This window comes from Acinetobacter lwoffii (genome assembly GCF_029024105.1).
In the GTDB taxonomy this organism is placed as follows: Bacteria; Pseudomonadota; Gammaproteobacteria; order Pseudomonadales; family Moraxellaceae; genus Acinetobacter; species Acinetobacter lwoffii.
The window spans coordinates 1,932,564-1,952,253 of the sequence record NZ_CP118963.1; the positions used below are offsets into that span (position 1 = coordinate 1,932,564).

22 protein-coding genes are annotated in these 19,690 nt (G+C 44.5%); 11 read left to right on the top strand and 11 right to left on the bottom strand.

Annotation, left to right across the window (positions count from 1 at the left end):
- Window positions 1–17: 17 nt before the first annotated feature.
- From sixA to PYW33_RS09365, 3 genes are all read right to left on the bottom strand, one after another.
- On the bottom strand, window positions 18–473 hold the full coding sequence (gene sixA / locus PYW33_RS09355; RefSeq protein WP_004646606.1) for a phosphohistidine phosphatase SixA: 456 nt from the start codon (window positions 471–473) through the stop codon (window positions 18–20).
- A gap of 76 nt (window positions 474–549) precedes the next feature.
- Complete coding sequence (locus PYW33_RS09360) at window positions 550–1,623, bottom strand: NAD(P)H-dependent glycerol-3-phosphate dehydrogenase (RefSeq protein ID WP_004280094.1); 1,074 nt, start codon at window positions 1,621–1,623, stop codon at window positions 550–552.
- Window positions 1,624–1,656: 33 nt separating this feature from the next.
- Window positions 1,657–2,238: a nitroreductase family protein gene (locus PYW33_RS09365; RefSeq protein WP_004646605.1), complete on the bottom strand. Its 582-nt coding sequence runs from the start codon at window positions 2,236–2,238 to the stop codon at window positions 1,657–1,659.
- A 258-nt stretch (window positions 2,239–2,496) separates the two neighbouring features.
- Here PYW33_RS09365 and PYW33_RS09370 point away from each other — a divergent pair, with 258 nt between their 5' ends.
- The gene (locus PYW33_RS09370) at window positions 2,497–2,877 is read left to right on the top strand and encodes a hypothetical protein (protein WP_004646604.1); all 381 of its coding nucleotides are present in this window, start codon (window positions 2,497–2,499) and stop codon (window positions 2,875–2,877) included.
- A 61-nt stretch (window positions 2,878–2,938) separates the two neighbouring features.
- On the opposite strand, the gene rhlB is transcribed toward PYW33_RS09370, so the two are convergent.
- Window positions 2,939–4,090, bottom strand: coding sequence for an ATP-dependent RNA helicase RhlB (gene rhlB, locus PYW33_RS09375; RefSeq protein ID WP_004646602.1), 1,152 nt, complete (start codon window positions 4,088–4,090; stop codon window positions 2,939–2,941).
- A 101-nt stretch (window positions 4,091–4,191) separates the two neighbouring features.
- Window positions 4,192–4,407: a cold-shock protein gene (locus PYW33_RS09380; RefSeq protein ID WP_004280099.1), complete on the bottom strand. Its 216-nt coding sequence runs from the start codon at window positions 4,405–4,407 to the stop codon at window positions 4,192–4,194.
- A 382-nt stretch (window positions 4,408–4,789) separates the two neighbouring features.
- On the opposite strand from PYW33_RS09380, the gene PYW33_RS09385 reads away from it, so the two are divergent.
- The 5 genes from PYW33_RS09385 (at window position 4,790) to PYW33_RS09405 (ending at window position 7,544) form a co-directional block, all read left to right on the top strand.
- Window positions 4,790–5,023, top strand: coding sequence for a sulfurtransferase TusA family protein (locus tag PYW33_RS09385; RefSeq protein ID WP_026055754.1), 234 nt, complete (start codon window positions 4,790–4,792; stop codon window positions 5,021–5,023).
- Between the two features lie 136 nt (window positions 5,024–5,159).
- On the top strand, window positions 5,160–6,029 hold the full coding sequence (gene rpoH, locus PYW33_RS09390; protein ID WP_004280101.1) for an RNA polymerase sigma factor RpoH: 870 nt from the start codon (window positions 5,160–5,162) through the stop codon (window positions 6,027–6,029).
- 119 nt (window positions 6,030–6,148) lie between these two features.
- On the top strand, window positions 6,149–6,514 hold the full coding sequence (locus tag PYW33_RS09395) for a DUF423 domain-containing protein (RefSeq protein ID WP_004280103.1): 366 nt from the start codon (window positions 6,149–6,151) through the stop codon (window positions 6,512–6,514).
- 35 nt (window positions 6,515–6,549) lie between these two features.
- Window positions 6,550–6,747 carry a sulfur carrier protein ThiS gene (gene thiS, locus PYW33_RS09400; protein WP_004280105.1) on the top strand — a complete coding sequence of 66 codons (198 nt, stop codon included), beginning with the start codon at window positions 6,550–6,552 and terminating at the stop codon, window positions 6,745–6,747.
- A gap of 14 nt (window positions 6,748–6,761) precedes the next feature.
- Window positions 6,762–7,544 (top strand): thiazole synthase, encoded by a 783-nt coding sequence (locus PYW33_RS09405; RefSeq protein ID WP_004646601.1) that lies wholly within the window; start codon window positions 6,762–6,764, stop codon window positions 7,542–7,544.
- Window positions 7,545–7,597: 53 nt separating this feature from the next.
- On the opposite strand, the gene PYW33_RS09410 is transcribed toward PYW33_RS09405, so the two are convergent.
- Window positions 7,598–8,209 (bottom strand): glutathione binding-like protein, encoded by a 612-nt coding sequence (locus tag PYW33_RS09410; RefSeq protein ID WP_004646600.1) that lies wholly within the window; start codon window positions 8,207–8,209, stop codon window positions 7,598–7,600.
- Between the two features lie 217 nt (window positions 8,210–8,426).
- On the opposite strand from PYW33_RS09410, the gene PYW33_RS09415 reads away from it, so the two are divergent.
- Both PYW33_RS09415 and trmB read left to right on the top strand, forming a co-directional pair.
- Entirely contained in the window at window positions 8,427–9,872 is a 1,446-nt protein-coding gene (locus tag PYW33_RS09415; RefSeq protein ID WP_004646598.1) for a SulP family inorganic anion transporter, read from the top strand.
- 151 nt (window positions 9,873–10,023) lie between these two features.
- Window positions 10,024–10,740 (top strand): tRNA (guanosine(46)-N7)-methyltransferase TrmB, encoded by a 717-nt coding sequence (gene trmB / locus PYW33_RS09420; RefSeq protein ID WP_004280110.1) that lies wholly within the window; start codon window positions 10,024–10,026, stop codon window positions 10,738–10,740.
- Between the two features lie 93 nt (window positions 10,741–10,833).
- Here the strand turns inward: trmB and PYW33_RS09425 are convergent, their stop codons facing one another.
- The 5 genes from PYW33_RS09425 to PYW33_RS09445 all read right to left on the bottom strand — a co-directional run bounded on the left by PYW33_RS09425 (window position 10,834) and on the right by PYW33_RS09445 (window position 15,926).
- Complete coding sequence (locus PYW33_RS09425; RefSeq protein ID WP_004280112.1) at window positions 10,834–11,610, bottom strand: Rossmann-like and DUF2520 domain-containing protein; 777 nt, start codon at window positions 11,608–11,610, stop codon at window positions 10,834–10,836.
- 82 nt (window positions 11,611–11,692) lie between these two features.
- Window positions 11,693–12,490 carry a thioesterase family protein gene (locus PYW33_RS09430; RefSeq protein WP_004646597.1) on the bottom strand — a complete coding sequence of 266 codons (798 nt, stop codon included), beginning with the start codon at window positions 12,488–12,490 and terminating at the stop codon, window positions 11,693–11,695.
- A gap of 62 nt (window positions 12,491–12,552) precedes the next feature.
- Window positions 12,553–13,221, bottom strand: coding sequence for a class I SAM-dependent methyltransferase (locus PYW33_RS09435; protein WP_004646596.1), 669 nt, complete (start codon window positions 13,219–13,221; stop codon window positions 12,553–12,555).
- A gap of 282 nt (window positions 13,222–13,503) precedes the next feature.
- A complete protein-coding gene (locus PYW33_RS09440; RefSeq protein WP_004646595.1) occupies window positions 13,504–15,192 on the bottom strand; it encodes an AMP-binding protein in 1,689 nt (562 codons plus the stop codon).
- A gap of 98 nt (window positions 15,193–15,290) precedes the next feature.
- On the bottom strand, window positions 15,291–15,926 hold the full coding sequence (locus PYW33_RS09445; RefSeq protein ID WP_005251442.1) for a TetR/AcrR family transcriptional regulator: 636 nt from the start codon (window positions 15,924–15,926) through the stop codon (window positions 15,291–15,293).
- A gap of 148 nt (window positions 15,927–16,074) precedes the next feature.
- Between PYW33_RS09445 and PYW33_RS09450 the strand changes: the two genes are divergently transcribed.
- The 3 genes from PYW33_RS09450 to PYW33_RS09460 are packed head-to-tail and all read left to right on the top strand — an operon-like array spanning window position 16,075 to window position 19,690.
- Window positions 16,075–17,247 (top strand): isovaleryl-CoA dehydrogenase, encoded by a 1,173-nt coding sequence (locus tag PYW33_RS09450; RefSeq protein ID WP_004646592.1) that lies wholly within the window; start codon window positions 16,075–16,077, stop codon window positions 17,245–17,247.
- A gap of 35 nt (window positions 17,248–17,282) precedes the next feature.
- Window positions 17,283–18,884, top strand: coding sequence for a carboxyl transferase domain-containing protein (locus tag PYW33_RS09455; protein ID WP_004646591.1), 1,602 nt, complete (start codon window positions 17,283–17,285; stop codon window positions 18,882–18,884).
- An 11-nt stretch (window positions 18,885–18,895) separates the two neighbouring features.
- Window positions 18,896–19,690 carry an enoyl-CoA hydratase/isomerase family protein gene (locus PYW33_RS09460; protein WP_004646590.1) on the top strand — a complete coding sequence of 265 codons (795 nt, stop codon included), beginning with the start codon at window positions 18,896–18,898 and terminating at the stop codon, window positions 19,688–19,690.

The window sequence follows — 19,690 nt, forward strand, 5'->3', positions numbered from 1 at the left end:
CCGTTTTAATTAATTTTTTATAGTGTAGGAATAAAACTTTTAATCTGTGTGGATAAGCCCTGGGCAATCACCGCCTGATCATAAATGCGTGCTTCTGCCAATGCATAGGGATGAAAAGATTCAGCCAGCAGAATGGAAGACATATGGGCCACCACATTCATATGACACACCACTACAATCGACTCATAAGGCAGTTGCGATAACCATTCCACTGCGACTTTGGCATCATCATCCGGTTTGATCGTATTACAGATCACCACCGGCACATCTTTAAAATACTGCTGCAAATGTGCCAGAGTTTCCTGCGCTCGCAATAACGGACTGACCACAAAGACTTCAGGCTTAATCAGATCCTTTAAGAACTGCGCAGTTTGCTCAGCCTGTTGATGACCACGCTCCGTTAAAGGTCGCTTGGTGTCATTACCATTGACCGGTGGTGCGGCCTCGCCATGTCGAACTAAAGTCAGTTGCATTTGATTTCCTTATATTCTTTTGCCTGCATGATAAGCAGCGAATATGACAATTCGCAGACAGTCCCTGTGTTATAGATCAGACTTGATGATGTGGCAAGACAAATTCAACATCACTGCGATGACCGTTTTTCATCAATGACAATGCAATATTGAGTGGCGGCGCACCTTCAAAAATCACATCATACAAGGCCGAGGTAATCGGCATATACACATCGAGCTCTTCCGAACGTGCCTTGACCTGTACAATGGTATTAATCCCTTCTGCCGTTTGCCCCAACTCAGTCGTTGCTTGCTCCAAGGTTTTACCTTTACCAAGCGCATAACCCACCTGATAATTACGGCTAAGAGGGCTGCTACAGGTAGCGAACAAATCACCCACACCTGAAAGCCCAAGGAAAGTCAGCGGATTAGCACCGAGTTTTACTGCAAAACGGCTCATTTCGGCCAAAGCACGGGTCAGGATCATACTCTTGGTATTTTCACCCACGTTATACGCAGCAGCCATGCCCATCGCGACAGCATAGATATTTTTTAATGCGCCCCCGAGCTCTACGCCATGCACATCATCACTAGCGAATACGCGGAACAAGGCGCTATGTAAGGCTTGTTGTACCGCATAACGCACCAGCTCAGATTGGCTGGCAATCACGGTTCCTGCCGGCTGTCCTGCCACAATTTCCTTGGCCAAGTTCGGTCCTGATAACACACCATAAGGCACTTCAGGCAACACTTCGCGAATAATATCGCTCATGAAACTAAAGGTTTTGGCTTCAATACCCTTGGTCAGCGAGATCACGGCTTGCGACGTGATAAAAGGTTTGATTTGCTGCAAGACATCCCGGAAAGAATGACTCGGAATAGCGACTAAAATAATATCTCGATCACGCACAGCCTGTTCCAGGTCTGACACCGCCAGCAGATTTTCTTCTAACTTAAAATCTGGCAAATAGCGTTTATTAATATGCGTGGCATTAATATCTGCCGCAACTGCTTCGTCACGAATCCAGATCATGGTATTGCAACCATTACGCACTGCAGTATTGGCCATTGCAGTACCAAAACTGCCCCCACCCAATACTGTGACTCTTAAAGCTGTCTTATGATCAACTGCAACCGGTTCTACCAGTTTTGAGAAATTTAATTCTGACATCTTATTTTTTAATATCCTGTTATACCGTGCCAACTAGCTGTTCTGGTTCCAATAACTTACAAAATCACTGGTTCGAACCTCTGCGCGTGCTGGAATTGCTTTTGCTGCAGTGCCAATATAAATAATCCCCGAAACCAGATCATCTTTTGAAATTCCCAATGCCTGCTTAAACAGACCAGACTCGACTACAGCCCCACTGCGCCACATGGTCGAGAAACCCTGAACCTGAAGTGACAACAGAAAATTTTGAATGGCTGCGCCTGAACTAAGGATTTGCTCAAAATGAGGAACTTTAGGATGATCCTGCAAACGCGTTAAGGCAAGTACCAATAAAGGCGCACGAAATGGATGATTTTTAACACGCTCAATCTGCGCTGTTTCAGTTTCACCCAAATCGACGAGCGCCTGCGACAGCAACTCTCCAAAAGCTTCACGCTGATTATCTGGAACCACCACAAATGTGGTCGGCTTGAGCCGATGATGATCGGGTGCAGTTAATGCCGCCTGAAAGGCTTTTTCCAGTTGTTCTGCATTCGGTGCCGGTGCCAGCAGATGACCAATCGATTGTCGTTGGTGAATATTTTGATGAACGATGTCAATCGCAGATTCCGTCATTGCCTTGTATATCTACACTTAAAAACTATACTCAAGATTAGCATATTCAAAGAAAAATACGCTAGAAACTTCATAGCGATTCAGCACGCTCATCAACACTTAAAAATAAACTTGCTTGGTTTTTCAAGCCCGTACTGCTCTATTTTTCACCTAAGTCACATAGAGCTATACCAAAAATTGCCAAACCTATACAACAGCTACAAAATCTGCGCTGCTTGCTGTGTTGAAATATTCAGCATCGTATTTACTTGAGATTTTATGATGAAAAAAACAATCGCTTTCAGCGGATTAGCTATTTCTGCATTACTGCTTACTGCTTGTGCCTCAAACCCGACTGCATTGGCAGTGCAAAAGGAAAATAACCAGTATGAGGTGACCGGATTAGGTAAAAATCAACTGACCTCGAAAAACAATGCGATTACTGCGGCCAATAAAGCCTGTGGCTCTCGATCAACCCCAATTATTGTGGATGAAAAGACAGCTTATAACGGCGCTTTAAAAGGCGTGGTCGATGAACAAACAGGTCAGATGATCCAGGCAGCAGCTACCGTTCTCGGGAATATCGCAGGTACCAATACCGGTTTAAACCAGAATGATGATTATCAGACGGTTCTTACATTCCGCTGTCAGGCCAAATAAGCTAATAAACCATAGCGCAATAAAAAACCGCTCTTAAAGAGCGGTTTTTCTATGGTCTGGATTAACAATAACCTTCCAGACGGGTCAAAGGCAATTTTTGACCAATGGCTTTTTCAATTTCCGGAAGATAGAACGCATCATCTTCGGACAAGAAACTGATACTTACACCTTGCGCACCGGCACGGCCTGTACGACCAATACGATGTACATAATCATCTGACTGTTCTGGCAAGGTAAAGTTCACCACATGGGATACGTTATCTACATGAATACCACGTCCTGCCACATCCGTCGCAATCATAATATTATGCTGACCATTTTTAAATTGATCTAACATTTTCGTGCGTTTATCTTGCGCGATTTCACCAGACAACATCACCACCTTATAACCATCCCGTTTTAAATGATCATAAAGTTTGCGTACCTGATCCCGACGGTTAGCAAAAATCATGACTTTCTCAATCGGCTCATCACGCAGAATTTCTTGCAACAATTTATATTTATCTGATTTTGCCACCATATAAACCCGTTGCTCGACATCAGCATTGGTTTTCTTTTCTGGCTCAATTTCAACCGTAACCGGTTCAAACAGCCATTGCTGCGCAAGATTCAACACATCATAGCTAAATGTTGCGGAGAACATTAAAGTCTGACGCTGCTCTTTACGCGGCGAGAAACGTACAATCCGTTTAACCGATGGAATGAAACCCATATCCAGTAGACGGTCTGCTTCATCAATGACTAAAAATTCAATCTGATCCAGCCAGACTTCTTTTTGTTCTACAAAATCAATCAGACGACCTGGTGTAGCCACCATAATATCGACAGGCGCTTTATTAAGCTGGTTCTTTTGCTTGTCAAAATCCACACCACCCAGCAAGGTCACCACATGCAAACCCGCATATTTCGCCAGGTGCTGTGCATCGCTTTCAATTTGCAATGCCAGTTCACGGGTCGGTGCCAGAATTAGCGCGCGCGGCTCACCACGATAACGTTGTTCCTGAATCGGATTATTTAACAGATCGTTCATGATACTAATTAAAAAGGCCGCAGTTTTACCTGTACCAGTCTGTGCACGACCAATTGCATCATGTCCTGCCAGCGTGAATTTCAAAACCTTCTGCTGGATAGGCGTCATGGTGGTAAAGCCTAAAGCATCAATCGCTTTTTTTAGATTGGGATGTAAATTTAAGGTTTCAAAACCAGATGACATAAAGCGGTGCTCTAATTGGGTAATCACTAAGATAGGAATAGTATAAACAAAAAACGCCCCAAGTTATATTGGAGCGTTTTCTTTTTAGCTTAATCCGAAGATTAGTCTAATGGTTGAACTTCTTCAGCTTGAAAGCCTTTTTGGCCTTTAACAACACTGAATTCAACACGTTGGCCGTCACGAAGTGAACGGTGACCGTCACCTTGGATAGCACGGAAATGAACGAATACGTCATCGCCGCCATTACGTTGAATAAAGCCGAAGCCTTTAGTATCGTTAAACCACTTAACTACGCCTTGTTCGCGAGCAGCTGTCATAAGTTAATCCTCATTGAAACTAAAAGAAGGACCACCCGGTGTTGCAAACAGCAGAGCAAACAAGTTTGAAAATATTATTTTTAAGCTTGTAATCATTCTGTAAAACTATCAACAAAATCCCGGTTACATCCATTTATGTAATAGGGTGAAAAACAATCACTTTGTTTATTCAAAGTCCCAAATACGCAACGAGCTTAACATGGGTTTATCACAATTAATAGATTTTTTTTAGCATGTTCTGTTTGATTTAGTTATTTTTTTCATGAAAATTGTCAAAAGACTTTATAAAGTCATTTAGATCTTCTTTTTCTGAAACCAGTTTGGTTCTGGCATCATATTTGCTACTATTTATAGCCTTTTCTGCTATCTAAATAAAACCGCAATGTCCGAATATCCAGCGCAATTCAGCCTTATAGACGCTATGGGAAAACCGTGCCCGATGCCGCTATTAATGTTAAAGCGCGCACTAAAGGCCGGAAATCAGAAAACATTCCTGCTGAAATCATCTGATCCGCATAGCCAGACAGATGTCAGCCGCTATTGTCAGCTGCATCAGCTCAAGCTTGAATCTAAAAAAATTTCTGATACAGAGTTTCACTACTTAATTGAATCTTAAAAATTTTCAATTAAACTGTTGATCTTCACTTTCGTATACTTTTTTACATTTCTCTACCCAAATATCCATTATTTGCGGAGAGATTGGATTAAGATAAAACCTAGTTTAGGGTTATCCCGCACTTCAAGGAGAACACATGAGTGACAGCCGCAATCAGTTAATGCCCCTGTCATTATCGGCGCCAGGTGTCAACCTCGGTGCTTATATCAGCACTGTCAATCAGATTCCGATTTTAACGGCCGAACAAGAAAAAGAGTTGGCTGAACGCTATTATTATGACCAAGATTTAGATGCAGCGAAAATGCTGGTCATGTCGCATTTGCGTTTTGTAGTACATATTGCGCGTAGTTATGCAGGTTATGGTTTGCCACAAGGTGACCTGATTCAGGAAGGCAACCTGGGCCTGATGAAAGCTGTAAAACGTTTTGACCCGAATATGGGCGTACGTCTTGTGTCATTTGCCGTGCACTGGATCAAGGCGGAAATTCACGAATATGTGATCCGTAACTGGCGTATTGTGAAAATCGCCACCACTAAAGCGCAACGTAAACTGTTCTTTAATCTGCGCAGCCTGAAGAAATCATCGAAAAAGTTGACGCTCGCAGAAGCACAGTCTATTGCCAATGATTTAAATGTCACACCAGAACAAGTACTGGAAATGGAAGGCCGTCTGACGGCGTATGATGCGGCTTTTGATGCTTCAAGCGATGACGACGATGAAGGTTCAACCCATGTGGCACCAGCATTATATCTTGAAGATAACCGTTATGACCCGGCTCGTCTGATTGAAAATGAAGACTATGAGGAGCAAAGTACCTCTGCTCTGCATGAAGCCATGGATCAGCTCGATGATCGTTCACGTAATATCTTGCAGCGTCGCTGGCTAGATGACGAGAAATCGACCCTGCACGAACTTGCAGCCGAATATAATGTTTCTGCGGAACGTATTCGTCAGCTGGAAAAAAATGCCATGGAAAAAATTAAAGTGGCGATGTCATCCAATTAACACCAAATTCTGTTACTGATTTACCTCGAAAAAGCCTTCTTTGATGAAGGCTTTTTTATGTCCGCATTTTGAATTTATGCTAAGGTTGAGCGCAAACTTTATCAGGAAGATCAATTCAAATGTGGATTGCGATTTCAGCACTTAATTTGGCACTTGCAGTCATGCTCGGTGCTTTTGGTGCACATGGTTTAAAAGCGCGGGCGACTGAAGCACAGCTCGGCTGGTGGCAAACGGCAACGGATTATTTTTTCTATCATGCCTTAGGACTATTGATTCTTTCTTTACTGGCGAAAGTCATCCCTGCATTGCCCATTCAATGGAGCTTCGGTCTGATTCAGGTCGGCATTTTACTGTTTTCTGGCTCACTGTATATCATGGCCTTAGGATTACCCCGCGGTTTAGGTGCTATTACGCCCATCGGCGGGGCTTTAATGATTGCCGGATGGTTAATTCTGGCCTGGAATGCTTTAAAATACGCCAGATAAGTTTGAACAACACTTAATCATGGAGGGTTGCTAGAATGATGATTTACATCAATGGCGAACAACAGGAAACTCACTGCAAGAATCTGCTGGAACTGATTCAGAGTATGGCGCTTGAGGGTAAGCGTTTTGCAGTTGAAGTCAATGAAATGATTATTCCTAAAAGCAGATTGGGCGATACGCCAATTTGCGATACAGACAAAATAGAAATTATTCACGCGGTCGGTGGCGGCTAATACTCGGGACAATTATGCAAGATTTATTACAGATTGGTTCACGCCAATTCCAGTCACGCCTTTTGGTAGGCACGGGCAAATACAAAGATTTAAATGAAACTCAGCAGGCCATTGAAACCAGTGGTGCAGAGATTGTCACTGTCGCTATTCGCCGTGTCAATATTGGCCAAGATCCTGACCAGCCGAATCTGCTATCAGTGATTCCTCCGGAAAAATATACCATTTTGCCGAATACTGCAGGTTGCTTCGATGCCAATAGTGCCGTCCGCACCTGTATGCTGGCGCGTGAGTTGCTCGATGGCCACAATCTGGTCAAACTTGAAGTTTTAGGTGATGAAAAAACGCTTTATCCAAACGTGACTGAAACATTGAAAGCCGCTCGTACCTTGATTGACGATGGCTTTGAGATCATGGTTTATACCTCGGATGATCCAATCGTGGCGCAAGAGCTGGAAAGCATGGGCTGTGTTGCGATTATGCCATTGGGTAGCCTGATTGGTTCTGGTCTGGGCATTCTGAATCCACACACCCTGTCAATCATCAAGGAAAATGCCAAAGTTCCTGTCCTGGTCGATGCCGGTGTCGGTACAGCAAGTGATGCCGCGATTGCGATGGAACTGGGTTGTGATGGTGTACTCATGAATACGGCGATTGCAGCTGCACAAAATCCGGTCTTGATGGCATCTGCGATGAAAAAAGCAGTTGAAGCAGGCCGAGAAGCTTTTCTTGCAGGCCGTATGCCGCGCAAGCGTATGGCCAATGCCAGCTCGCCGGAAACCGGCTATTTCTTTAAATAAATTTTCATCAACAAAAATAAAGGACTCGATGGAGTCCTTTATTTTTCCAGTAATTAAGGAATCAGACCTTCATCACGCATGGCAATCTGTACAGACTGACGTTCTGCCACCTTATTACGGATATGAATAATATTTTTATATGGACTCAGATCATGCTCAATCTGGTTCGACCAGTTGGTCAAGACAAACAGATAAGCATCCGCAGGGCCAAAGTTATCATCCACCAGATAATCATTGTCTGATTCACCAATCGCTTTATCGATATAACTTAATAGGCGATCAACCTCTGCATAGGCTTTTTTCTTTTCATCGTCGGATAACTTGCCACCGAAGAACACCGCATAGGCATCATGTAGTTCAGAATTCAGATAACCTAGCCATTCAAGTACCTTGGCACGTCCCATGCCCGATGGCGGAATCAGATCTTGTTTTGGATCGTGTTGAGCAAGAAACGGTAGAATTGCAACATTTTCTGTCAGGATCAGACCAGGGTTAATTTCTAACGCTGGTACATAACCTTTAGGATTAACTTCGTAATAATCCGTACCTTTTTCTGTTTTATGTGTTTTTAAATCAACACGTTCCAAATCAAAATCGACATTAATTTCATTTAAAATAATATGTGCTGCCAGTGAGCAGGCACCTGGTGAATAGTAAAGCTTCATTTCTGATCCTTGTTATACACTTCTCAATGTTTTAAATCGCTTCTGACAAACTTTCAAGTGATCAAACCTGTAAATTGCAAAAAAGCGTAACTGTCACCTCAGGGCAGTTACTCATTCAATATTCAGGATATTCCGGGCTTTTGCAAGTCAATCTTGTGTAGATTTTTATCTCTATCTGTTTAACATACACAGGTTTTCCAAATTTAGATGATATTTCGTGATTAGCCTGAAAAAAGAAGAATGGTTTTCCAATATCCGCACAGATGTATTGGCAGGTCTGGTGGTGGGACTTGCCCTGATTCCTGAATCAATTGCCTTCTCTGCCATTGCCGGTGTCGATCCGCAAGTCGGTTTATATGCCTCTTTCTGCATTGCAGTATCCATTGCCTTTTTTGGTGGCCGTCCTGCCATGATCTCTGCGGCTACAGGCGCAATGGCACTTTTGATGATTACCTTGGTAAAAGAACATGGTTTGCAATATCTGTTGGCTGCCACAATTCTGACCGGCATCATTCAGGTCATTGCGGGTTATTTTAAAGTCGCTAAATTAATGCGCTTTGTATCGCAGGCGGTGGTATACGGATTTTTGAATGCCTTGGCGATCCTGATATTTGTGGCACAAATCCCGGAAATTAACCGGATGGATAGCACCGGTTATCTGTTTATTGCGATTGGTCTGGCAATTATTTATCTGTTTCCGTATATCCCGAAAATTGGCAAAGCCATTCCCTCACCTTTAATCTGTATTATCGTATTAAGCGGGTTGGCGCTGTTGTTAAGTGCAGATATGCGTACCGTGAGCGATCTTGGACAATTCCCGGATACTTTGCCAGTATTCCTGATTCCAGAAATTCCACTCAATCTGGAAACCTTGCAAATTATCCTGCCTTATTCCTTTACCTTGGCGACTGTCGGTTTGCTGGAAAGCATGATGACCACTACGGTCATTGATGAAGTGACCGGAACTGAAGGTGACCGTCATCAGGAATGTCGTGGTCAGGGTATGGCCAATATTGTCAGCGGCTTTATGGGCGGGATGGCCGGTTGTGCCATGATCGGCCAGTCAATTATCAATGTGTCTTCAGGGGCACGTACCCGTTTATCGACTCTGGTCGCTGGGGTATTTCTGCTCTGTCTGGTGGTATTCCTGAAAGACTGGCTGGCTTATATTCCGATGGCAGCACTGGTTGCAATCATGATTATGGTGGCATTTACCACCTTCCAATGGGGAGCAATCAAGCAATTCAGCAAACATCCACTGGAATTTAATACCGTGATGATTGCCGTGATTATTGTCGTGCTTGCCACTCATAATCTGGCACTCGGTGTATTTGTCGGCGTGCTGCTTTCTGCTCTGTTCTTTATTAATAAATTGGAAAGAACCGTACATGTGCATACACATTCGAATTCGGCTCATTCACGCAGCTATATTATTTCCGGACAGATATTCTTCAGCAGTACAGAAAAATTCTATCAGTTCTTTGATTTTAAAGAGAAGCTTGAGCATGTGGAACTGGATCTAACCCACGCACATATCTGGGACGTGACTTCGGTAAATATGTTGAATAATGTGATCCAGAAATTTAAAGCCCAAAATATAGACGTAACAGTAATCGGTTTAAATGAAGCCAGCAGTACACTGATTGACCGTTTTAGTAGCTGATGAACGATGATTAATAAAAGAGCCTCAATTGGCTCTTTTATTTTATCTGGAAGATCTCGCCAATTTTTATGGAGAAATACCGAGAAAAGTTTGACTTGCTCGGCTCAGGACTTAAAATACCGCATTCTGAATTTTTAGATTTGCCAAAGTTATGTCGAACGATCAATTAGACCAGCAAGTCGTGGAGCTGGAAAACTTAAGCGAGCACCGTGAAATCGTGACGTTTATGCGCCGCTCAATGCCGCTGAATACCTCTCAACGTACTGCGCTTGAACAATATGGTCACTTAATTTTGGAATATCCAGTCGGTGATTTGCGTCAGCACTTTGAACATCCTGAACGTCCTTTGACTGTAGAAATTGGTTTTGGTATGGGCCGTTCACTGGTATTGATGGCCAAAGCTAATCCTGAACGTAACTTTGTCGGAATTGAAGTCCATGTACCTGGAATTGCGCAGTGCGTGTATGAAGCAGGTATTGAAGGCCTAACGAACTTACGTGTGCTGGATGCTGATGCAATTCAGGTATTACGTGAAATGCCAGACAATAGTATTAATGCAGTTCAGTTATACTTCCCTGATCCATGGCAGAAAAAACGTCATTTTAAACGCCGCTTTGTTTCGCATGACCGTATGCCGCTGGTGGAGCAAAAGCTGGAGCTTGGCGGAACTTTCCATGCTGCAACGGACTGGGAACCGTATGCGGAATGGATGATAGAAGTATTGGAAGAACGTCCACGTCTGGAAAATCTGGCGGGCAAAGGCAATAGCTATCCTCGTCCGGAATGGCGTCCACAAACCAAGTTTGAACGTCGCGGGATTGAAGCAGGTCACAAGATTAATGATTTTATCTTTAAGAAAATTTCTTAATCTAAGACTCAAAAAAAGCGCTGATTATTCAGCGCTTTTTTATGGGAAAAATTTGGCTTTGAACCCTGCTTCGTAGATAAATTATCAGCTTCTTCATTTCTGATGACGCGTGAGAATCTGCTGGCTCAACAACTGATAGACATTTTGTAAATCTTCTCGCTGCATATTGGCTAACATCTGCTGATGCATATTCAAGATATTCTGATCACCACGCATCGCTGGGCCGGTCTGCATTTGTTTGGGATCATTCTGAGTGGCTTTATTGGCAGTTTCCAGCATTAAGGGATACAACAAACTGAAATCGACCTGTTGTACATCAACCACCTGCTTGGCCATGTCATAACAGTAATTGGCAAAATTACAGGCAAATACCGCTGCAAGATGCAAACTGAGACGTTGACTGGAACTATAAGTATAAACACGATTGCTTAGGCTATTTGCCAGTTCTAATAACAGGATTTGGTCCTGTTCATTCACCGCTTCAATCAACAGTGGCGTCTGCTGCCAATCAATCTGGCGTTCGAGACTAAAGGTCTGTAAAGGATAAAATACGCCTGCACGCGCATGCACATTTTTCAGTAAATTGAGATGGGTGCTGCCAGAGGTATGTACGATCAGATTCTGCTGTAGATACGGATGAATCTGTTCAATGACGTTGGCAATCGACTGATCACTGACCGCGATAATGACCAGATCCACCTCATGATCCAGCTGTTGAGGCTGAGCGATGGCCTGAGCGTTGAATTGCTCAGCCAGATATTGTGCTTTTTCTAGGGTTCGACTGTAGATCTGTACGATCTCATGGTGTGCTGACAATACAAGGGCAAGATGATATGCCACTCGCCCTGCCCCAATCATACTGATCCGCATCTGCTGTTCTTCCTGATAAATTACGCACAGCATGCCAATAAATAAAGATTGAGGCAATTGGCCTTGATGTTTCGAATAGACTTTAGAACTTTCGCAGGGTCAGAATCTGTTCACTTCGACCAAAAGGTCCATGAACATCATGCAGAATCCCGCTGGTCAGACCAATACCATCTTCACCATATTGCTGCACCACTTCCAGTCCCAGCCATTTACCCTGCGGCAGACGGTGCATATGAATCTGCAGGTCCAGATTCGGAAATCCCCAACCGGAATTCGGGTCTTGACGTGGCACGATGCCATTGGCCGTATCGACCATACCAAGCAAACGGCTAAAGTCTGTCGTCGGTTGGCCTTCTACCATGTCCAGCGAATTTCTTAACCAGACAATGCCCTTGCCTGCACGATGGTCGGCATGTGCCCGGGTTTCAATACTCTGGATATAACCGCCTGGCCAGCAACGCATACCCTCCCAAATAGGTAAATATTCTGGACTTTCGATCGGAAAGTCTTCCACTCCGGCAATGGCCTTGGTATCTGAAGTTAGCATTCTCCAGGCACGTGCCACAATGCAGGTTTTCCCATTGGCACACATTTCAGCTTCAACCAGTTCGATGGTTTTACCCGGACGGATCATGCGCGTGGTAATTGAAAACTCACCAAAGGCTATCAGGCCAAAAATATCCAGCCCGACCCGACCAATACGCATGTCAGCACGTGGCTGAAACTGTTCCAGTTCGACGCATAGAATACCGGTGGCTGGCGCCATGTGCTGCTCATGCGGATTCCATGCACCTTGTGCATGAATATTAGAACTATAATAGGCCGTGGTACTGCCATCTGCATGCTGTTCGCGCTGAATAAAACTGTAATATGCCGACATTGTTTTAATACTTCCCTGAATATTCTCTTAAACTTTAGAATTTGCAAAAAGTTCTTTGATCTTTATTTTCGTATCAAAAAGCCATGATAATTCATGATTTGACAATAAATCTTGCACTGTTTAAATCCGACTTTGGTTAAAAGCGCTTTAAAATTTTGTGCAGATAACAAGTGAAAATCCTGCTCCAAGCGTTCAACCATCTTGTTACTTTGCACCACGCTTAACCCTGTCTGTTGTGCCAGCTTCTGCATAATTTTGATGTCTTGCTGATCTTCGGGTTGCATCAGGTCATAGGTCAATGCAAGACCATTGGTTTTAAGACACTGCTGGATAGCCTGAAAAAATCCGTTTTTTTCGGAATTTGAAATGAAATGTGCCACCAGAATGGCTAACGCAGCATCAAACGTATCTGGCTGATTCAAATCTTGAATCATACTTTGGACGAATTTCACCCTTTGTCGATCTATAGAATTCAGATTTTTACTGGCCTGTTCCAGCATAGCTGCTGATGGATCAATTGCAGTAAAGGTCCAGTCTGGATAACGCTGCAATAAATAGGACAGTTCATAACCTGTTCCGCAACCTATTATCAATATATGAGCGGTTTTCAGGAGTTCAATGCTGAAAATTGCTTCAATCTGCTGATGCACCAGTTCATAACCGGGAATCAGTTTACGGATATGATCGTCATAACTAGCGACCACGACTTCACTGTGAAAGTTTTTTGCCATATTTTTACTCTAAATCTATGCACGAATCTAAAACTCAGGCGGGTCTTTAGATAGATTGAATATTTAAATCTTATAGCTTGATCTTATTTGCTGTTTTCTTGAAATTTGATCATAGGCCCGGCGACATGGAAGTCCCTTCAGCAAAATAAAGGGACTTTGCTTACTTTTGGCCCATCAAAAGTAAGAAAAGCCTGAACATTGATATCGAAGCCGTTATACAAATGGAGGCAATGCATGCATTAAATACTGCTTTGCCCCACTTAAGAATCGCATCAATATAATTTAAGCAATCTCTTTCAAGTTCAGCTCTTCACGCATAAATTCACGCAATTTGAACTTCTGCGCCTTACCTGAAGCCGTCATTGGAAATTCCTGGAAGAAACGCACATAACGCGGCACTTTGTTGTGAGAAATATGCTCCTTACAATACTGACGGATGGTTTCTTCAGTACATGGATCATTTTCATGCAGGATGATACAAGCACACAGCTCTTCTCCATATTTATGGTCTGGCACCCCAATTACCTGTACGTCCGAAACTGCCGGATGGGTATAAAGGAAATCTTCAATTTCTTTCGGGAACAGGTTTTCCCCTCCACGAATCACCACGTCCTTGATTCGGCCCTTGATTTTGACAAAGCCTTCATCATCCATTTCAGCGATATCACCGGTATGCATCCAGCGCGCCGCATCAATCACTTCCTGGGTTTTATCCTGATCTTCCCAATAACCGAGCATCACTGAATAACCACGTACACACAGCTCACCCAATTGGCCGCGTGGAACCACCTTGCCATTTTCATCGACAATTTTAACTTCCAGATGCGGATGTACCCGGCCAACCGTACTGACACGTTGCTCGACACTGTCTGCCGTTGAGCTTTGTGCACTGACGGGTGCGGTTTCAGTCATGCCATAACAAATCGTGATTTCAGACATATGCATCCGTTCAATCACGCGCTGCATAATTTCCTGCGGACATGGACTACCCGCCATAATCCCGGTACGCAGACTGGACAGGTCAAATTCGTCAAACTGTTCATGCTCAAGAATGGCGATAAACATGGTTGGCACACCATAAGCCGCGGTACATCTTTCCTGCTGAATGGCTTTTAAGGTTTCTAATGGATTAAACACGGCAGACGGATAAATCATGGCGGAACCATGCGTAATACAGGCCAGATTGCCCATGACCATACCAAAGCAGTGAAATAAAGGAACTGAAATACAGACACGGTCTTCTGGCCCTAAATGAATGGCTTCGCCAACAAAGTACCCGTTATTTAAAATATTATTATGGGTCAGCATGGTGCCTTTCGGATTGCCGGTGGTGCCCGAGGTAAACTGGATATTAATGGTTTCATCGAACTGCAGTTCACTGGAGATCTGTTGCAGTTGTTGCAGCTCTTGTTCGCCAGGCGAGCTCAGCAAATCCTGAAACCGGTGGATGCCGGTATGCTGCTGGTCATCAATTTTAATTACATGTTTTAAATGCGGCAGACGCTCTGCATTAAGGAACTTATCCTCGGTTTCCTGCAATTCCGGTGCAATTTTAGTCAGAATTTCCTGATAGTCCGTCGTCTTAAACTGCGCTGCAATCACCAGTCCCTTACAGGAGACCTTGTTTAGCACATATTCAAGCTCATTGCTTTTATAGGCCGGATTCAGGTTCACCAGAATAATGCCTGCCTTGAAGGCCGCAAACTGGGTAATGGTCCATTCCACACAGTTCGGCGACCAGATTGCCAGACGGTCACCTTTTTGCATACCTAGTTTCAGCAGCTGACAGGCAAAGGCATTGACCTGATCCTGTAGCTGCCGGTAACTGAGGCGTATGTTCTGATGCAAACTCACTACCGCATCACGTTCTGCATACTGCTCGCAAGCCTGATCAAATTTTTCACCAATCGTCATGCCCAATAAAGGCTGGCTGCTGGTTCCATAGGCATAGCTTAACCGTACTTGTGTCATTGAATCGATCTCCTTGATTCTTTGTAATTCTGATTTTCAACTTTACTAATTGTTTTATGACCACGACGACCTTGTCTGTGTACCGGTTTTTTGTGTGTTTATGCTTGTAAATTTTCCTCCTGCCCACGTACTGCGTTGACACAAAAATCGGCAATCTGTTTGACAAAGTGATCCTTATACTTCTGATCAAACATGACATTTCGGGACGGATTTAAAGGTTCAATCACGACAAAGGTCATGGCACCAACCACACCTAATGCTGCCGTATTCAAATCTTCAAATTCGAATTCTCCATTGACCTTTCCTTCGGCCAGAATTTCCTTAATGCTCTGCTTAAGCAGCTGCTTACTGCGAAAACGCTCATGTTCCATTTCCGGATCAACCGGTTCGAACATCAGTGAATACGCCAATTGGGGGCTATTCATGGCACGCTTGACAAAAGTTGTAACAGATTTTTGCAATTTCAGTTTTGGCGATAAATCTGACTCGGCAATATGGTTCAGAATTCCGACTTCATGCTGAATCGCGGCCGACAAAACCTCAATTAAAATCTGGCTTTTGCTTTCGAAATATCGATAGACCAGCCCTGTAGAAACGCCTGCGCGTTCTGCAATCGCCTGAATCGATGCCTCCTTCAAGCCCCCTTGAATAATCAGTTCACGAGCAGATTCCAAAATCGACAGGCGATTTTGTTCCATTCGTTCCTGCATCAATGATGATCTTTTATAACTCATAAAATTAATCTCAACAAGATAAAATGAATTGTAAATCATTTTGTGAATATAGATTCACTTTTTTATTTTTTCGTTGTATGTTAAAACCACAAGCACAACAACAATGCTTTTTTGGACACAACAAATATAACCTCAGGATGGATGAAGAATGAATTTACAAAGCTTGGATTTCGGTTTGGATGAAACTCTAATAGCGCTTCGTGATTCAGTGGCCGCATTTTGCGCCAAAGAAATTACCCCGATTGCTCAACAGGTTGACCGTGACAACGAGTTCCCTGCTCACCTTTGGAAAAAATTTGGCGAGATGGGCCTGCTCGGGCTGACAGTCAGTGAGGAATATGGCGGTTCAAATTTTGGTTATCTGGCGCACATCATTGCCATGCAGGAAATTTCCCGTGCTTCTGCATCCATTGGGCTGTCCTATGGCGCACATTCTAACCTATGTGTAAACCAAATTAAGCGAAATGGTACTGAAGAACAGAAACAGCGTTATCTGCCTAAACTGATTTCAGGTGAATATGTCGGTGCCTTGGCAATGTCTGAACCGAATGCAGGCTCGGATGTGGTGAGCATGAAACTGAAAGCAGAAGACAAAGGCGATCACTACCTGTTGAATGGTTCAAAAATGTGGATCACCAATGGTGGCGATGCCGATGTCCTGGTGGTCTATGCAAAAACCGATTTGCAAGCCGGTGCCAAAGGCATGACTGCATTTCTGGTTGAGAAAAATATGCCAGGTTTTAGCCACGGCACCCATTTGGACAAACTCGGCATGCGTGGTTCAAACACTTATCCGCTGTTTTTTGACAATGTTGAAGTTCCGAAAGAAAACGTCATGGGCGGCGTCGGTAATGGCACCAAGGTCTTGATGAGTGGTCTGGACTATGAGCGTGCTGTATTGAGTGCTGGCCCACTGGGGATTATGGATGCCTGTATGGATACCGTGATTCCATATATTCATGACCGTAAACAGTTTGGTCAGGCGCTGGGCGAATTCCAGTTAATGCAAGGCAAAATTGCCGACATGTATTCGACCTGGCTAGCCTGTAAGGCACTGGTTTATGCGGTCGGTGCTGAATGTGACAAAGCTGAGCATAGCCGTAGCCTGCGTAAAGATGCTGCCAGTGCCATTTTATATGCTGCTGAAAAAGCGACCTGGATGGCAGGAGAAACCATTCAGACTTTAGGTGGTAACGGTTATATCAACGAATTTGCTGCCGGCCGTTTATGGCGTGATGCCAAACTGTATGAAATTGGCGCCGGTACTTCAGAAATCCGCCGCATGCTGATTGGCCGTGAACTTTTCAACGAAACAGCCTAAACCTTAACACTTAGAATAAAACAAGGATGTTGGTCATGAATCAGTTATCGAGCAAAATCAATATACGTAGTGAAGAGTTTAAAACCAACCAGACTGCCATGCTGCAACTGGTGGATGACCTAAAACAGAAAGTTGAAAAAATTGCTTTGGGTGGTGGCGAAACTGCCCGTCAAAAACATCTGGACCGTGGCAAATTACTCCCCCGTGAACGGATTAATCATTTAATTGATCCAGGCACAGCTTTTTTGGAAATTGGTCAGCTGGCTGCCTATCAGGTGTATCAGGATGATGTTCCTGCCGCAGGTGTGGTCGCTGGTGTTGGTCAGGTCAAGGGTGTGACCTGCATGATCATCGCCAATGATGCTACGGTGAAAGGCGGTACTTATTATCCATTAACAGTGAAAAAGCATTTACGTGCCCAGGAAATTGCCGAACAGAACCATCTGACTTGTATTTATCTGGTGGATTCAGGCGGTGCATATTTGCCTTTACAGGATGAAGTATTTCCAGACCGCGATCACTTCGGCCGTATTTTCTACAATCAGGCACGTATGTCGAGCCAAGGTATCGCCCAAATTGCAGTGGTGATGGGCAGCTGTACTGCAGGCGGTGCTTATGTGCCTGCCATGTCAGATGAAACCATTATTGTCCGCAATCAGGGCACCATTTTCCTAGGCGGCCCTCCTCTAGTTAAGGCAGCTACTGGTGAAGTGGTGTCCAGTGAGGATCTCGGTGGTGGTGATGTGCATACCCGTTTGTCTGGCGTGGCTGATCATCTGGCTGAAAACGATGAACATGCACTTGCGATTGCCCGCAACATCGTGGCCAACCTGAACAAAAAGCCAAACAAGACCGCAGATGAAATCGAAGCGCCGCTGTTTGACAGTTCGGAACTGTACGGCATTGTGCCGAGTGACGCGCGCAAGCCTTTTGATATCCGTGAAGTGATAGCGCGTATTGTCGATGGCTCACGTTTTGACGAGTTCAAGGCACGTTTCGGCACTACCCTGGTGACCGGTTTTGCCAAGCTCTATGGCATGCCGGTCGGGATTATTGCCAATAATGGCATTCTATTTTCCGAGTCTGCCCAAAAAGGCGCACATTTTATTGAACTGTGTACCCAGCGCAATATTCCGCTGATTTTCCTGCAAAATATTACCGGGTTTATGGTCGGCCGCCAGTATGAAAATGAAGGCATTGCCAAAAATGGTGCTAAGCTGGTGATGGCCGTCGCCAATGCCAATGTACCGAAACTGACTCTAGTGATTGGCGGTTCTTTTGGTGCAGGCAACTATGGTATGTGTGGACGCGCTTACTCGCCACGCTTTATGTGGACCTGGCCAAACTCGCGTATTTCAGTGATGGGCGGTGAACAGGCCTCCAGCGTCTTGTCGACCTTAAAACGTGACCAGATTGAGCAAAAAGGCGGAACTTGGTCAGCTGAAGAAGAAGACCAGTTTAAACAACCAATCCGTGACCAATACGAACGCCAAGGCCACCCTTATTATGCGTCTTCGCGTTTATGGGATGATGGTGTGATTGATCCAGCGCAATCGCGTGAAGTCTTGGCCTTGAGTCTGGCTGCGGCACTGAATGCGCCCATCCAGCCAACCAAATTCGGCGTGTTCCGCATGTAAGGGGTGACAAAATGACATATCAATTTTTACAGCTCGAACAGCAGGATCAGGTCGCGACAGTCTGGATTAACCGTGCCGAACTGCACAATGCTTTTAATACCCAGGTGATTGAAGAACTGCATGCCTGTTTCCGGTCTTTAAATGACCATGATGATGTGCGTGTGGTGATTTTGGCAGGCCGAGGCAAGAGTTTCTCTGCTGGCGCGGATCTGAACTGGATGAAACAGGCAGGTCAGGCATCACAGGCAGACAACGAAGCGGATGCTCTCAAACTGGCAAAAATGCTGCAAAGTCTGGCGACCTTAAAACAGCCAACCATTGCCCGGGTACACGGCATTGCCTTTGGTGGCGGCATGGGGCTGGCCTCAGCCTGTGATATTTGTGTGGCCAGTACAGATGCCAAGTTTGCCACTTCCGAGGTTCGCTTAGGTCTGGCACCTTCGACCATCAGCCCTTATGTGATTCGTGCGATTGGTGCCCGTCAGGCCTCACGTTATTTCCTGACCGCCGAGCGGATTACTGCTGAACAGGCCAAAAGCATTGGTCTTGCGCATGAAGTTACTACACCAGAACAGCTCGACAGCAAAATTGATGAAATTGTGGAAGCACTTTTACTGGGTGGTCCTGCTGCACAGAGCGCATCGAAACAGTTGATCCAACTGGTTGACCAACAGGTTTTGACCGAAGATTTACTGCTTAAAACAGCACAGCATATTGCCCATATTCGCCAGGGAGATGAGGCGAAAAATGGACTGAATGCATTTTTGAACAAACAAAGCCCGGCCTGGATCAAGACCACGGCATAA

Excerpts from the sequence above, each read along its gene's own strand:
- sixA (WP_004646606.1), bottom strand. The coding sequence starts at position 473 with ATGCAACTGACTTTAGTTCGACATGGCGAGGCCGCACCACCGGTCAAT.
- PYW33_RS09360 (WP_004280094.1), bottom strand. The coding sequence starts at position 1,623 with ATGTCAGAATTAAATTTCTCAAAACTGGTAGAACCGGTTGCAGTTGAT.
- PYW33_RS09365 (WP_004646605.1), bottom strand. The coding sequence starts at position 2,238 with ATGACGGAATCTGCGATTGACATCGTTCATCAAAATATTCACCAACGA.
- PYW33_RS09370 (WP_004646604.1), top strand. The coding sequence starts at position 2,497 with ATGATGAAAAAAACAATCGCTTTCAGCGGATTAGCTATTTCTGCATTA.
- rhlB (WP_004646602.1), bottom strand. The coding sequence starts at position 4,090 with ATGTCATCTGGTTTTGAAACCTTAAATTTACATCCCAATCTAAAAAAA.
- PYW33_RS09380 (WP_004280099.1), bottom strand. The coding sequence starts at position 4,407 with ATGACAGCTGCTCGCGAACAAGGCGTAGTTAAGTGGTTTAACGATACT.
- PYW33_RS09385 (WP_026055754.1), top strand. The coding sequence starts at position 4,790 with ATGTCCGAATATCCAGCGCAATTCAGCCTTATAGACGCTATGGGAAAA.
- rpoH (WP_004280101.1), top strand. The coding sequence starts at position 5,160 with ATGAGTGACAGCCGCAATCAGTTAATGCCCCTGTCATTATCGGCGCCA.
- PYW33_RS09395 (WP_004280103.1), top strand. The coding sequence starts at position 6,149 with ATGTGGATTGCGATTTCAGCACTTAATTTGGCACTTGCAGTCATGCTC.
- thiS (WP_004280105.1), top strand. The coding sequence starts at position 6,550 with ATGATGATTTACATCAATGGCGAACAACAGGAAACTCACTGCAAGAAT.
- PYW33_RS09405 (WP_004646601.1), top strand. The coding sequence starts at position 6,762 with ATGCAAGATTTATTACAGATTGGTTCACGCCAATTCCAGTCACGCCTT.
- PYW33_RS09410 (WP_004646600.1), bottom strand. The coding sequence starts at position 8,209 with ATGAAGCTTTACTATTCACCAGGTGCCTGCTCACTGGCAGCACATATT.
- trmB (WP_004280110.1), top strand. The coding sequence starts at position 10,024 with ATGTCGAACGATCAATTAGACCAGCAAGTCGTGGAGCTGGAAAACTTA.
- PYW33_RS09425 (WP_004280112.1), bottom strand. The coding sequence starts at position 11,610 with ATGCGGATCAGTATGATTGGGGCAGGGCGAGTGGCATATCATCTTGCC.
- PYW33_RS09430 (WP_004646597.1), bottom strand. The coding sequence starts at position 12,490 with ATGTCGGCATATTACAGTTTTATTCAGCGCGAACAGCATGCAGATGGC.
- PYW33_RS09435 (WP_004646596.1), bottom strand. The coding sequence starts at position 13,221 with ATGGCAAAAAACTTTCACAGTGAAGTCGTGGTCGCTAGTTATGACGAT.
- PYW33_RS09440 (WP_004646595.1), bottom strand. The coding sequence starts at position 15,192 with ATGACACAAGTACGGTTAAGCTATGCCTATGGAACCAGCAGCCAGCCT.
- PYW33_RS09445 (WP_005251442.1), bottom strand. The coding sequence starts at position 15,926 with ATGAGTTATAAAAGATCATCATTGATGCAGGAACGAATGGAACAAAAT.
- PYW33_RS09450 (WP_004646592.1), top strand. The coding sequence starts at position 16,075 with ATGAATTTACAAAGCTTGGATTTCGGTTTGGATGAAACTCTAATAGCG.
- PYW33_RS09455 (WP_004646591.1), top strand. The coding sequence starts at position 17,283 with ATGAATCAGTTATCGAGCAAAATCAATATACGTAGTGAAGAGTTTAAA.
- PYW33_RS09460 (WP_004646590.1), top strand. The coding sequence starts at position 18,896 with ATGACATATCAATTTTTACAGCTCGAACAGCAGGATCAGGTCGCGACA.